The organism is Sulfitobacter sp. 1A13421 (assembly GCF_043557285.1).
In the GTDB taxonomy this organism is placed as follows: domain Bacteria; phylum Pseudomonadota; class Alphaproteobacteria; order Rhodobacterales; family Rhodobacteraceae; genus Sulfitobacter; species Sulfitobacter faviae.
This window is the reverse complement of sequence record NZ_JBIFFQ010000011.1, coordinates 25,744-38,813: the sequence shown is the minus strand read 5'-3', so window position 1 is coordinate 38,813 and position 13,070 is coordinate 25,744. Positions and strand designations below refer to the sequence as shown.

Here is a 13,070-nt window from a genome sequence, read left to right as displayed (position 1 = left end):
GGGGGCCGCGGTTCATTCTGCGGCGTTGCGCTTGGGCAGCACCCAATCGGCGCGCGGGAAGTGGCAGGTGTAGCCGTTCGGCAGCCGCTCCAGATAATCCTGATGCTCGGGCTCGGCCTCCCAGAAGTCGCCCACCGGCTCAACCTCGGTCACCACTTTGCCGGGCCAGAGGCCAGAGGCTTCGACATCGGCGATGGTGTCTTCGGCCACGGCTTTCTGTTCGTCGTTCACATAGTAGATCGCCGAACGGTAGCTCATCCCGATGTCGTTGCCCTGACGGTTCACCGTGGTCGGGTCGTGAATCTGAAAGAAGAATTCCAGCAACTCGCGGTAGGAGGTCTTCGCGGGGTCGTAGGTGATCTCGATCCCCTCGGCATGGGTGCCGTGGTTGCGGTAGGTCGCATTAGGCACGTCGCCGCCGGTATAGCCGACGCGGGTCGAGACCACGCCGGGGCGGCGGCGGATCAGGTCCTGCATGCCCCAGAAGCAGCCCCCGGCCAATACTGCGCGTTCGGTTGTCATGTCACATTCTCCACTTGGTTGAGATATTCGCCATAGCCTTCGGCTTCCATGTCGTCACGGTGGATGAAGCGCAGGGAGGCGGAATTGATGCAATAGCGCAGCCCGCCCCGGTCGGGCGGGCCATCGGGGAAGACGTGGCCAAGGTGGCTGTCTCCATGTTTGCTGCGCACTTCCGTGCGAACCATGCCGAGCGAGGCGTCTTCCAACTCTTCAACGTAGGCAGGCTCGATCGGTTTGGTGAAGCTCGGCCAGCCGCAGCCGCTTTCGTATTTGTCGGAGGAGGCAAAGAGCGGCTCGCCCGAAACGATGTCGACGTAGATGCCCGGTTCCTTGTTGTCGAGGTATTTGCCGGTGCCGGGGCGTTCGGTGCCGCTGCGTTGGGTGACGTGGAATTCTTCGGGGCTCAGCGCGTCAATTGCGGCGTTGGTTTTCTCGTATTGGGGCATGGCGTCCTCCGTTCATGGGCTTGGCCTATTAGATGGGGTGTGGCGGTGAAATTCAAAGGGGGGGGCGCCTCACACTGGCGTTATGCCCTGCGCTGGCGCGAGACTTGGACGGCGAGGATGCCGCCCGCGATGATCGCAACGCCAAGGATGTCGCGCGGCCCCAGCGTTTCGCCCAGCAGCAGCGCTGCGATGGCCACGCCGAAGAAGGGGTTGAGGAAGTGAAAGGTCGCCGCCCGCGTGGCGCCGATGCGGTTGACCAGCCAGAACCAGACCACAGTGGCGGCAAGGCCGGGCACGAGGCAGGTATAGGCGAAGGCGAGCGTCAGGCGCAGGCTGGGGTCGATCCGGGGCGTTTCGAACAGCGCGGTGGCGATGGAGAGGGCCACGCAACCGACGAGCATTTGCAGGCCCACGACCATCAGGAAGTTGCCGCCCGAGGTCGCGCCGCGCACCAGCAGGGTGGCGGCGGTGAGGGCCACAACGCCGATGGCGCAAAGGATGAGGCCATAGAGGTCTACTTGCCCGCCCAAGCGCGCGCCCATGATGATGGCGACGCCGATGACACCGGCAAACAGCCCGGCGATGCCTAGAGGGCGCAGTTTTTCACCCAAGAAGGCCCAAGCGGCAAAGCCGACGAGCAGCGGCATGGTCGAGGCGATGATCGCGGCGAGGGACGCCTCGATGGTCTGCATGGCGATGAAGTTAAGGCCGAGGTAGACCGCGTTTTGCAGCACGCCGAAGATGATCGTCGCCCGCCATTGCGCGGGGGTGAGCCGCCAGCTTTGTCCCAAGGCCAGCGCAATGCCGACGCCGATCAGGCCAGAGATCAGGTAGCGCAGGGAAAGGGCCAGCAGGGGCGAGGCGTCCATCACGATGATGCGGGCTGAGGTGAAGGCCGAGGACCACATCACGGCAAAGGCCAGCCCCATGAGAATTGCGCGGATGTCCATGAAATGCCCCCTGTGCTGAACTTGCTAAGGAATGGCGGGTTTGTGGGGGGAGGGCAAGGTGGGTTTGGTGGGATATGCCACCCGGCCCGGAATCAAGCCGTAGGCGATGGCCCTCCATCAATCCCCCAACAAAAAAGGGCCGCCCGAAGACGACCCTTTCGTAAACGCTCATCCCAAGGCTTACTCGTTCACGCTGTCCTTCAGTGCCTTCGCGATGGTCATCTTGACCACTTTGTCGGCGTCTTTCTTGAACTGTTCGCCAGTGGCGGGGTTGCGGACCATCCGCTCGGGGCGCTCACGGCAATAGATTTTGCCCACGCCCGGCAGGGTCACGGCACCGCCGGCGGACACTTCACGGGTGATCAGGTTGCAAACGGCGTCGAGCGCTGCGCCTGCGGATTTCTTGTCGGTGTCCATCTCTTCTGCCAGAGCAGCAACGAGCTGGGTCTTGGTCATCGGTTTTGCCATTTTATTCTCCTTAGACTGCCCGCTTTTTAGGGCCTCATGGCCGGAATGTAACGGTATGTTGTGGGATAACACAACGAATTGTGGCGCTATAAACGCGAAAACATGCGATTTTCCGCTGTTTCCAGCCCTATAGGAACGCTGTTTCGTCGAAGGATCGAAGTTTCCGGCTGTGGATCCGCTCCAGCGGCATGCGGCGCAGCAACTCCATGGCGCGGATGCCGATCATCAGATGGCGGGCGACTTGGGTTTTGTAGAAGTCCGAGGCCATGCCGGGCAGTTTCAACTCCCCATGCAGCGGTTTGTCCGACACGCATAGCAACGTGCCATAGGGCACCCGGAAGCGATAGCCATTGGCGGCGATGGTGGCGCTTTCCATATCCAGCGCCACGGCGCGGGACTGGCTCAGCCGTTGCACCGGGCCGGACTGGTCGCGCAGCTCCCAATTGCGGTTGTCGATGGTGGCGACGGTGCCGGTGCGCATGATGCGTTTCAGCTCATAGCCCTCAAGCTGGGTGACCTGCGCGACCGATTGCTCCAGCGCGATCTGGATCTCGGCCAGCGCCGGGATCGGCACCCAGACCGGCAGGTCGTCGTCGAGAACGTGATCCTCGCGCAGGTACCCATGCGCCAGCACGAAATCACCCAAAGCCTGCGTGTTGCGCAGACCGGCGCAGTGGCCGACCATCAGCCAGGCATGGGGGCGCAGCACGGCGATATGGTCGGTTGCGGTCTTGGCGTTGGAAGGCCCGACGCCGATGTTGACCAGCGTGATGCCCGACCCATCCGCCCGCTTGAGGTGATAGGTCGGCATTTGCGGCGTCTTCAGCGTCTCGGCCAAGGGCGCATCGGGGTCGGTGATCTCGGCATTGCCGGTCGAGACGAAGGCGGTATAGCCGCTTTCCGGGTCGCGCAGCATCTCGCGGGCGTATTGCTCGAACTCCGTCACATAGAACTGGTAGTTTGTGAACAGCACATGGGTCTGGAAATGCTCAGGATCCGTGGCCGTGTAATGCGCCAGCCGCGCGAGGGAGTAATCGACCCGCTGCGCGGTGAAGGGCGCCAGCGGGCGCACGTCATCCTCAGGCACATAGGTGCCATTGACGATATCGTCATTGGTGGTCGACAGATCCGGCACGTCAAAGACATCGCGCAGGGTGAAGTCCGCCGCCCCCTCCTGCGGCACGTTCAGCGCGTTGTCGCCGGACATGGCGAAATGCACCGGGATCGGCGTGGTCGAAGGGCCGACAATCACCGGCTGGTCGTGGTTTTCGATCAACAGGCCGATTTGCTGGATCAGGTAGTTCCGAAACAGATCGGGCCGGGTGATCGTCGCGGCAAAGGTGCCGGGAGAGGAGACATGCCCGAAAGACAGCCGCGTATCCACATGCGCATAGGAGGAGGTGCGAAACCGCAGCTCAGGGTAAAAGGCGCGGACGCGGGCATCGGGGGCCGAGCTCTCCATCGCCTTGGCAAAAGACTCCCGCAGGAAGGTGGTGGCTTGCTGATAGAGTTCGGTCAGACGGTCCACGGCAGCGGTCGCATCGCGGAAGCTTTCCGGGTTCGGGGTGTCCGGGGTCAGGATCGTTGTCATGTTTGCGGCTCTAACAAAGGTATGATTTCAAATTTCTGCACATCGACCAGCCCAAGGTCCGAGATCCGCAGTTCGGGGATCACCACAAGGGCCAAGAGCGAATGCTGCATATAGGCGTTGTTCAGCTTGCAGCCACAGTCGATCATCGCCTGAACGAGGGCTTCGGCATCGGCGGCGACCTCAGCGGCGGGACGGTCGGACATCAGCCCGGCGATCGGCAGGGCGACCAGCGCCATCTCCTCGCCCTCGCGGAAGATGGTGATGCCACCGCCCACCTCACGCAGACGGTTGGCCGCGCGGGCCATCTCCTCGGCATCGGTGCCGACGACGATCATATGGTGGCTGTCATGCGCCACGGTCGAGGCCATCGCCATGCGCCCCTCGTAGCCGAAGCCCGAGACGAAGGCATTGGTCACCGTGCCGGTGGCGCGGTGGCGCTCGACCAGCGCGATTTGGCAGACCTCGCCGGTGCCCTGCACGCGGCCTTCGGTCACCGGCAGTTCGAACTTCAGCGCCCGGGTCGGGGCTTGGTTCTCGACCACGCCGATGACATTGGCGGTGACGGCATTGGCGCCCTCGGGGGCGGGAATGTCGAAGTCCGCCGCCGCGAGGTCGCGTGCCATGTTTACCGTGTTCCGGGCGCTGCCGGGCCAATCGTAGTGCGGGCAGTCGACGATGCATTTGCCGCCCTCAGCCACGACCTCACCACGGGCAATCACCATCTCCACCGGGAAGGACACAAGGTCCGAGGTCAGGATCACATCGGCGCGGCGTCCGGGGGTGAGCGAGCCGATTTCGCGTTCCAGCCCGAAATGCGTGGCGGTGTTCAGCGTCGCCATCTGCAGCGCCACCAGCGGGTCGCAGCCGCAGTCGATGGCATGGCGCAGCACGCGGTTCATGTGGCCCTCGTTGGTGATCGTGCCCGAGTGGCTGTCATCGGTGCAGAGGATCATGTTGCGCGGGTCGAGCCCCTTCTCGGTGATCGCGGTGATCTGGGTCTTCACGTCGTACCACGCGCTGCCGAGCCGGATCATCGAGCGCATGCCCTGCCGCATCCGCGCCACCGCGTCGGCCTCGCAGGTGCCTTCGTGATCGTCCGCCGGGCCACCGGCCACATAGGCGGCGAAGGCGGGGCCAAGGTCGGGCGAGGCGTAATGCCCGCCCACGGTCTTGTTCGCGCGTTGCGTGGCCGCGATCTCAGCCAGCATCTGCGGATCGGCATTGCTGACACCCGGAAAGTTCATCATCTCCCCCAGACCGACAATGCCGGGCCATGTCATCGCCTCGGCCACGTCCTCGGCGGTGATCTCAAAACCCGTGGTCTCAAGCCCCGGGGCGGAGGGCGCGCAGGAGGGCATCTGCGTGAAGATGTTGATGGACTGCATCAGCGCCTCGTCATGCATCATGCGCACGCCGTCGAGACCCAGCACATTGGCGATCTCATGCGGGTCGGTGAAGGCCGAGGTCGTGCCATGCGGGATCACCGCGCGGGCGAACTCGGCGGGGGTGAGCATCGTGCTCTCGATATGCATATGTCCGTCGCAAAGGCCGGGCGCCATGTGGCGACCTTTGGCCTCAATGATACGCGTGCTCTCGCCCCGGCAATGGCTGGCGTCGGGACCGACAAAGGCGATGCGCCCGGCGGCGATGGCGATGTCATGGTCGGGCAGGCATTCGCGGGTGTGCACATTGACCCAAATGCCGCCGGTGATGATCGTGTCGGCCGCGCGCCGTCCGGCGGCGACCTCGACCAATTGCGCGGCCACATCGGGCCAAGAGGGGAACGTTTTATCTGTCATGTCCAAAGGTGACATAGGGCCGGGGGAGGTTCAAGCGATCACGCCATCGGAAAGGGCGCGCGATGTTGCCAGAGCGCGCCGCTTGCGGCTAACTGGCGCGCAAGGAATTTACGGAACGATTATATGAATTTTCTCTTTGTGCACCAGAACATGCCCGGCCAATACCGGGAATTGATACAATGGCTGGCGCAGGCGGGCGGGCATCGCATTTATTTTCTGACCCAACGTCAGAATGCGCCGCAGCTGCCGGGGGTCGAAACCCGTGTCTACCGCCCCCATCACCGACCGGACGAGAAGGCCTATGGTCTCTCGCGCATTTGGGAGGAAGCCTCAGGCAATGGGTTCGGCGCCGTCAACGCCGCCCAGCAGATCGAAACGCGAGAGGGGTTTCGCCCCGACATCATCATCGGCCACGTCGGCTGGGGGGAGTTGAGTTTCTTCAAACAGCTTTGGCCGGATGTGCCGATCATTGGTTATTTCGAGTATTACTATAACATGACCGGCGGGATGGTGGGCTTCGACCCAGCCGAGAAAATCTCGGCCCATGCGCCCTACCTCAACCATGCCCGCAACATCGTACCGCTGGCCAATATCGAAACCGTCGATCTGGGCCATTGCCCGACCTATTGGCAGCGCGACCGTTTTCCCGAGAGCTTTCACCGCAAGCTCTATGTCTGTCACGACGGCATCCGCACCGATCAGCTTTTGCCCGACCCGGATGTGAGCCTGCGTCTGGGGCGTTTGGCGCGGCCCGTGACGCGCGAGGATGAGATCATCACCTATGTCGCGCGCAATCTGGAAAAGACGCGCGGCTTTCACACGATGATGCGCGCCCTGCCGCGTATCTTGGCCGAGCGGCCCCATGCCCGGGTGGTGATCGTCGGCGGCAATGAGGTCTCCTACGGCAAGCAGAGCGATCATCCCGGCGGTCTGCGCGGAGAGATGGCGGCGGAGTTGAAGGATAGGGTCGATTGGGATCGCGTGCATTTCGTGGGCAAAGTGCCCTATCCCGACTTCAAGAAGCTGGTGCAGATCAGCCGCTGCCACATCTATCTGACGATGCCCTTCGTGCTGTCTTGGTCCCTGCTCGAGGCCATGTCGATGCAGGCCACGATCGTCGCCTCTGATGTGGCCCCGGTGCGCGAGGCCGTGACCCATGGTGAAACCGGCCTGTTGGTGGATTTCTTCGACCCCGATGCGCTGGCAGCGCAGGTGGTAGAGGTGCTCGCCCATCCGCAGGATCACGCCCATCTCGGCCCGGCGGCGCGGGCCCATGTGGTCGAGAATTATGATTTCCTGACCCGCTGCCTGCCCGAACACCTCGCGCAGATCAACGCATTGGTGCCCGAGGGCAAGCGGATCGGCTAGGGTCAGTTGCTGAGGTTTCCGGCGGTATTCACCAGTCCGAAGACCGATCCGACAAGACCCAGAATGGTGCGGGTGTCCGACAGCGGGCTTTCCGTCGCGAGCACCAGATCGCCGGATTGAATGTGGAAATTCCGCGCCGAGAACAGCCCGTCGGATGTGGTCAGGTCCAGCGTGAACACCACCCGCGTGCGGCGCGGGCCGCGCACGCCCGCACTCACCGCGCTGGCGGGGTATTCGCGCAGGATCAGGATGCCTTCGGGATCGGCGCGGGATTCGTTCACCCCGCCGATGATCGCCAATGCGTCCAGCGCCGAGACTTCGTCGCGGTTGAAGGGAAACTGTGCCTCGCGCCCGGCGGCACCCAGCGACAGGAAGTAGCGGCGGTCATTTTCGATGATCAGCTTGTCGCCCCCTATCAGCCGGGTGTCGAGGCTTGGGTTCTCATAAAGCCGGTCGATCGAGGTGGTATAGATATTGGCGCCGCGCAGCAGTTTGACCTGCGGGTTTTCGATACCGGAGAGCACGCCGCCGCCAGCTGAGATTGCAGCGAGAACGGTGAAGTTGTTGTCCGGCATCAGGATGTTGCCGGGCTTGTTCACCCCGCCCACGAGGTCCACCGAATTGCCGCGTCCTTCGGTCATCGCCAGTTGCACCTGTGCGGAAGGCACGATCCCCTCAAGCTGCCGTTGAAGCAATTGACGGGCCGAATCTGGCGTGCGGCCAGAGACTTTGATCTTGCCGATATAGGGCATGAAGATGGTCCCGCTTTCCGAGACGCGAATGCCGGGCAGGGTGGCGACTTGTTGAGCCGGGGAGGTCAGCAAGGAGTTATCGCCGCTGTCCCAGACCAAAAGGTCCAGCCGATCGCCGGGGCGGATGACTTGGGCATTTGACCCCCGGCTGGCGCCGATCCAACTATGGCGCTTACTATCGGTACGGGGCCATTGGGCGACATGGGGCAGAAAGGCATGGGTCACCGGATAGACAGCGATATCCGCATCCGGCGTCTCCGCCGCCCGTGTCACCTCTTTCTGAATGGCGGCACCGCGCGGAAGGTTTGCGCAGGCCGCGAGAGAAGATGCCAGCAGGATCGAGAGGAACAGCTTGCTGAGGTGCTTCATAAGATGCGCATCGCTTCCGAATGTTTTACCGGCAAACCGGGGTATTTGATCAATGTCTAATGTAAAATAACGGGTCTCGCAGGATACTGCCTGCACGGCCTATGATTACAATTCTAATTCGGCAGGATAATGACTGAACCTATGGCGTCAATGATTTCAATGGGCAATGCGGCTTCGGGCAGGGGGTTGGCATCTGGCGATGTGCTTTTGCTTGGCGCGACGGGGCGGCTGGGCGGCATGCTGCGCCGCCATTGGCCAGAGCCGGAGGCGCTGCGCAGCCATTCGCGGGCACCGTGCCCCGGTTTTTATGATTTCGATTTGCCAAGTGCAGAACAGAGCCCAAGCGATGCGGCCCTCGCAGCCGCGCGTGGGGCAAGGGCGATCATCTCTTTGGCGGGTGTGACACCGGCCCGCGCGGGTGCTTGTGATGCCGCTTTGGAAGACAATGCGACCCTCGCCTTAGCTGCGTTGAAACTGGCAGAGACGGCGGGGGTCCCGCGGCTTCTCGTCGCCTCATCGGCGGCGGTCTACGGTGCAGAGGACGGCCCGCTGCAAGAGGACCTGTCCTGCGCTCCGCTGTCGGATTACGGCAGGCAGAAGCTTGCGATGGAAAAGGCGGTGCAAGAGGCGAGCGGCGAGACCGAAGTCACTGCGCTACGGATCGGCAACGTAGCGGGGGCGGATGCGATCCTCGGCGGTTGGCGGCCGGGCATGCAGATTGATCGCTTCCCCGATGGCCGCACGCCAAGCCGCAGTTACATCGGGCCGGTGACCTTGGCGCGGGTGCTGTACGCGCTCTGCCGAGCAGACAAACTGCCGCCCATTCTGAACATCGCGGCCCCCGGCGCGGTGGAAATGGGCGCGTTGCTGGATGCGGCGGGGCTGTCGTGGCAGCCCAAACCCGCCCCTGCCGCTGCCATTCCCGAGGTGCGGCTGGATACGAATGCACTTGAACGCCACGTCGATTTCACGCCAGAAACTCAAACGCCCGCCGGTTTGGTGCATGAATGGCAGCAGGATATGAACAAACGATGAAGACCCATCAATGACTTGGCGCAAGCGCATTTTCGATCTGTTCTTCGCCAGCCTTCTCGTTGTCATCTTGGGGCCGATCCTGCTGGGCTTGCTGGTCTGGCTGCTGGTCAAAGAGGGGCGGCCACTTTTCCATGTGGCCGAGCGGATGAAAACGCCGGAAGAGAGTTTCAAGCTCTGGAAACTGCGCACAATGACCGTGGCAGAAGAGGATCAGGGCGTATCGGGCGGCAACAAGGCCGCGCGCATCACCCCCACGGGCGCATGGCTCAGGGCGCGTCGCTTGGATGAGTTTCCCCAGCTGTTGAACATCCTGCGCGGAGATCTGAGCTTTGTCGGCCCCCGCCCGCCGCTGCGCGAATATGTTGAGCGTTTCCCCGAGGTCTATGCCGACGTCCTGAAATCCCGGCCCGGCGTGACCGGTCTGGCCACGATCCGCTTTCACAAACATGAAGAACGGCTGCTGTCACGCTGCGAGACCGCGGCAGAGACCGATCGTGTCTATTGTCGCACCTGCGTCCCGCGCAAGGCGCAGCTTGACCTGATCTATCAGCGCCATCAAAGCATCTGTTTTGACTTTGCCCTGATGCTGCAAACCGTCCAGAACTTCTTCAGCCGTGGTTAACGTTTTCAGTCGTCGGGCGAGACGCCGCTGAGCACATGTGTTAAGAATTGGTTTTGTTAACCAAAGCGTGGCATTGTTTGCTGCATATTTAAGCAATTGTAGATTCGGATGGCGATGTATTATGCGCGTTTGGCCGTTTTCCCCCTTAGTGTGGTGCATCGGCGCCAAGGACAGAAGATGGTAGTGCGCAGGTGGGGAACGCAGTGCATTCTCGAATACAGCCGTAAACAGGGGAGCGGCGCATGTTGAGCATTATCAAGTCGCTGACCAAGCGGCAAAAGCGCGTAATCATGCTGACGCTCGATTCCTGTTTGATCCTGCTGGCTGCCATCCTCGCGCTGGCGGTGCGCGGATTGCCTGAACCCTTCCTCGATGCCTTTTTCAGCTACGCCCTCACGCTACCTCTCACCCTGATCGTCGGTATCATCGTGTCGATCCGCTTGGGGGTTTGCACAACACAACTCAACGCCTACGAGACCGCAGCGGTCGGAAGCACCGCAATACTCGGGACTATCCTTGCGGCCGTATCTCTGCTGGGCGCGACCCTTCTGGGACTGGATTTCCCAATCGGCGTACATGTGATGTTCGGGGCGATCTTTTTCTCTCTGGTGGTGCTGTCGCGGGTCATCTTGTTGCATATCGTGTTGCAAATCTACCGGACGGGCGACGCGCGGTGCCGCGTTTTGATCTACGGCGCAGGCACCACGGGGACGCAACTGGTTTCGGCCCTGCGCGGCCATGAAACGATCGAACCGATTGCTTTTGTTGATGACAATATCGCGCTTCAGGGGCTCAACGTCTCGAAGCTGCCGGTCTATTCTCCACGGGGCATCGCTGAACTTACCGTCGAAAAGCAGATCGACCGCGTGTTGCTTGCCGTGCCTTCGCTCAGCACCCCCAAACAGGCCCAGATCGCCCGGCGGTTGGAAAAGTTGGGTCTTGAGGTGCAGACCCTCCCCTCCTTCGCGCAGCTGATCGGGGAGGAGGCTTTGGTCGACAAGCTCTCCCCCGTCTCTCCGAGCCGCTTTTTGAACCGGGATGAGGTCACCCCTTTGATCAACGAAGGGAGCGAGAGCTATGCGGGTAAAGTGGTTTTCGTCTCGGGTGCAGGGGGCTCCATCGGGTCGGAACTGTGCCGCCAAGTGTTGCTTTGTCGTCCCACCAAACTGGTGCTTTTCGAGTTGAGCGAACTGGCCCTCTATAACGCCGACATGGAGATCCGCCAGTTGGCCGAGGGCAGCGATATCGAGATCGTCTCGGTCTTGGGGACAGTGACGGATACCCGGCAGCTGCGCAAAGTGCTGTCGCAACACGGGGTCAATGTGGTCCTCCATGCCGCGGCCTATAAACATGTGCCCTTGGTCGAGGCGAACCCGTTGTCGGGGCTGGTGAACAATGTCCTCGGCACCCATGCTTTGGCCGAACAGGCTGCCCGGGCGGGGGTGGAGCGTTTCATCCTCGTATCCACCGACAAGGCCGTGCGCCCGACCAACATCATGGGCGGGTCCAAGCGGCTTGCCGAACTCGTAATTCAGGATATGGAGCGCAAATATGGCGGCCCGGGCGGTGTCATCTTCTCCATGGTCCGCTTCGGCAATGTTCTGGGGTCCTCCGGGTCGGTCGTGCCACTGTTCCAAGAGCAGGTCAGCCGCGGAGGCCCGTTGACGGTGACGGACCGCGGGGTGGCGCGCTACTTCATGACGGTCGAAGAGGCCGTGCGCTTGGTCCTACAGGCCGGATCGCTGGCCCAAGGGGGCGAGGTCTTTGTTCTGGACATGGGCAAACCTGTGCCGATCCTCAAACTGGCCCGGCAGGTGATCGAGGCCGCCGGCTACACCGTGCGGGACGAAGACAACCCCGATGGCGATATCGAGATTGAGATCACCGGTCTGCGCCCCGGCGAAAAGATGACCGAAGAGCTCACGTTGAGCGGTCTGCTGATCAATACGGCCCATCCCAAAATCTATTCCGCGCGGGAAAACGGGCTGCACGAACTCGAAATCGCCTCGGCCCTGCGAGACCTGCGTGAGGCGCTGGTGGCGAATGACGAAGCGCTGGCGCGTCAAGTGGTCTACCGTTGGGTTGAGGGGTTCGCCCCGCCTGAGGCGTTGCGAAAGTCCTCTTAGCGAAGTGCATGGTAGGCGCGCTACCAACGGAGCGCCGGGGTTAATCGCGCAGGTTCTAATGATCGCAGCGGATCGACCTCCTGAAAGAGTAAATCCACCGCTTGCCGCTTGTGATCGCGGCCCAAGCGGGCCACTTTGGCGGTATGGATAAAACGCTTCTTTCCCTTGGCCATGGCTATAGCGCGCGGGCCTTGGCGGCTCGGTTGCTCCCGCAGGGCTGGCGCATCATCGGCACGACCCGCAGCCGCGAAAAACTGGATGAGATCGCCGCGACGGGGGTGGAGCCGATGCTTTGGCCCGGCAGCGATCTGTCTTCGCTTTTGCAAGAGGTGCCCAACCTATTGGTCTCTGCCGGGCCGGGGCCGGAGGGGGATCCGGTTCTGCTGGATCTGCAGGATGAAATCACCGCAGCGGCCCCCCATTTGCGGTGGGTCGGCTATCTGTCGACCACCGGTGTTTACGGCGACCATGGGGGCGATTGGGTGGATGAGACGACACCGCTCACCCCCTCCACCCGGCGCGGCGCGGCACGGGTGCAGGCCGAGGCGGCATGGAGTGCGATCCCCGGCCTGCCGCTGCATATTTTCCGGCTCGCGGGCATTTACGGCCCCGGGCGCGGACCATTCGCCAAGGTGCGCAAAGGCACGGCGCGGCGCATCATCAAGCCCGGGCAGGTCTTTTCGCGCATTCATGTGGAGGATATCGCCCAAGCCTTGGACCTGTCGCTGGCCAAACCGCAGCCGGGGGAGATCTATAACCTCTGCGATGATGATCCGGCACCGCCGCAGGATGTGATCGGCCATGCCGCCGCGCTTTTGAGCCTGCCCTTGCCCCCGGCGGTGGACTTCGACAAGGCCGAGATGACCCCCATGGCCCGCAGCTTTTACGCGGAGAGCAAGAAGGTCCGGAACGATCACGCCAAGGCGGCGTTGGGCTGGCAACCGATCTATCCCGATTACCGCTCTGGTCTGGCCGCGCTGCTGGAGGCGGAAGACTGAATCCGAGGCACCGCCAGAGGCACT

At 62.4% G+C, this 13,070-nt stretch carries 12 protein-coding genes; 5 read left to right on the top strand and 7 right to left on the bottom strand.

Annotated features, from left to right (window positions below; translation table 11 throughout):
- Positions 1–12: 12 nt before the first annotated feature.
- The 6 genes from msrA to ade all read right to left on the bottom strand — a co-directional run bounded on the left by msrA (position 13) and on the right by ade (position 5,776).
- Positions 13–522, bottom strand: coding sequence for a peptide-methionine (S)-S-oxide reductase MsrA (gene msrA, locus ACGYLI_RS15890; RefSeq protein ID WP_394419858.1), 510 nt, complete (start codon positions 520–522; stop codon positions 13–15).
- Positions 519–968, bottom strand: a complete 450-nt coding sequence (gene msrB / locus ACGYLI_RS15885; protein ID WP_067263849.1) for a peptide-methionine (R)-S-oxide reductase MsrB — start codon at positions 966–968, stop codon at positions 519–521. The genes msrA and msrB overlap by 4 nt, the downstream gene beginning before the upstream one ends.
- 80 nt (positions 969–1,048) lie before the next feature.
- Complete coding sequence (locus ACGYLI_RS15880) at positions 1,049–1,918, bottom strand: DMT family transporter (protein WP_168612445.1); 870 nt, start codon at positions 1,916–1,918, stop codon at positions 1,049–1,051.
- A 180-nt stretch (positions 1,919–2,098) separates the two neighbouring features.
- Positions 2,099–2,386, bottom strand: a complete 288-nt coding sequence (locus ACGYLI_RS15875) for an HU family DNA-binding protein (RefSeq protein WP_007118569.1) — start codon at positions 2,384–2,386, stop codon at positions 2,099–2,101.
- Between the two features lie 127 nt (positions 2,387–2,513).
- On the bottom strand, positions 2,514–3,977 hold the full coding sequence (locus ACGYLI_RS15870) for an AMP nucleosidase (protein WP_067262140.1): 1,464 nt from the start codon (positions 3,975–3,977) through the stop codon (positions 2,514–2,516).
- Positions 3,974–5,776, bottom strand: coding sequence for an adenine deaminase (gene ade / locus ACGYLI_RS15865; protein WP_394419857.1), 1,803 nt, complete (start codon positions 5,774–5,776; stop codon positions 3,974–3,976). The genes ACGYLI_RS15870 and ade overlap by 4 nt, the downstream gene beginning before the upstream one ends.
- Before the next feature lie 123 nt (positions 5,777–5,899).
- Here ade and ACGYLI_RS15860 point away from each other — a divergent pair, with 123 nt between their 5' ends.
- Positions 5,900–7,144, top strand: coding sequence for a glycosyltransferase family 4 protein (locus ACGYLI_RS15860; protein WP_394419856.1), 1,245 nt, complete (start codon positions 5,900–5,902; stop codon positions 7,142–7,144).
- 2 nt (positions 7,145–7,146) lie between these two features.
- Here ACGYLI_RS15860 and ACGYLI_RS15855 read toward each other — a convergent pair whose 3' ends face one another.
- Entirely contained in the window at positions 7,147–8,265 is a 1,119-nt protein-coding gene (locus ACGYLI_RS15855; protein ID WP_394419855.1) for a polysaccharide biosynthesis/export family protein, read from the bottom strand.
- A gap of 129 nt (positions 8,266–8,394) precedes the next feature.
- Between ACGYLI_RS15855 and ACGYLI_RS15850 the strand changes: the two genes are divergently transcribed.
- From ACGYLI_RS15850 to ACGYLI_RS15835, 4 genes are all read left to right on the top strand, one after another.
- On the top strand, positions 8,395–9,300 hold the full coding sequence (locus ACGYLI_RS15850) for an NAD-dependent epimerase/dehydratase family protein (protein ID WP_394419854.1): 906 nt from the start codon (positions 8,395–8,397) through the stop codon (positions 9,298–9,300).
- A gap of 10 nt (positions 9,301–9,310) precedes the next feature.
- Positions 9,311–9,922 (top strand): sugar transferase, encoded by a 612-nt coding sequence (locus tag ACGYLI_RS15845; RefSeq protein WP_394419853.1) that lies wholly within the window; start codon positions 9,311–9,313, stop codon positions 9,920–9,922.
- 242 nt (positions 9,923–10,164) lie between these two features.
- The gene (locus ACGYLI_RS15840) at positions 10,165–12,048 is read left to right on the top strand and encodes a polysaccharide biosynthesis protein (protein ID WP_394419852.1); all 1,884 of its coding nucleotides are present in this window, start codon (positions 10,165–10,167) and stop codon (positions 12,046–12,048) included.
- A gap of 143 nt (positions 12,049–12,191) precedes the next feature.
- Positions 12,192–13,046 carry an SDR family oxidoreductase gene (locus ACGYLI_RS15835; protein WP_394419851.1) on the top strand — a complete coding sequence of 285 codons (855 nt, stop codon included), beginning with the start codon at positions 12,192–12,194 and terminating at the stop codon, positions 13,044–13,046.
- The last annotated feature ends 24 nt before the right edge of the window (positions 13,047–13,070 follow it).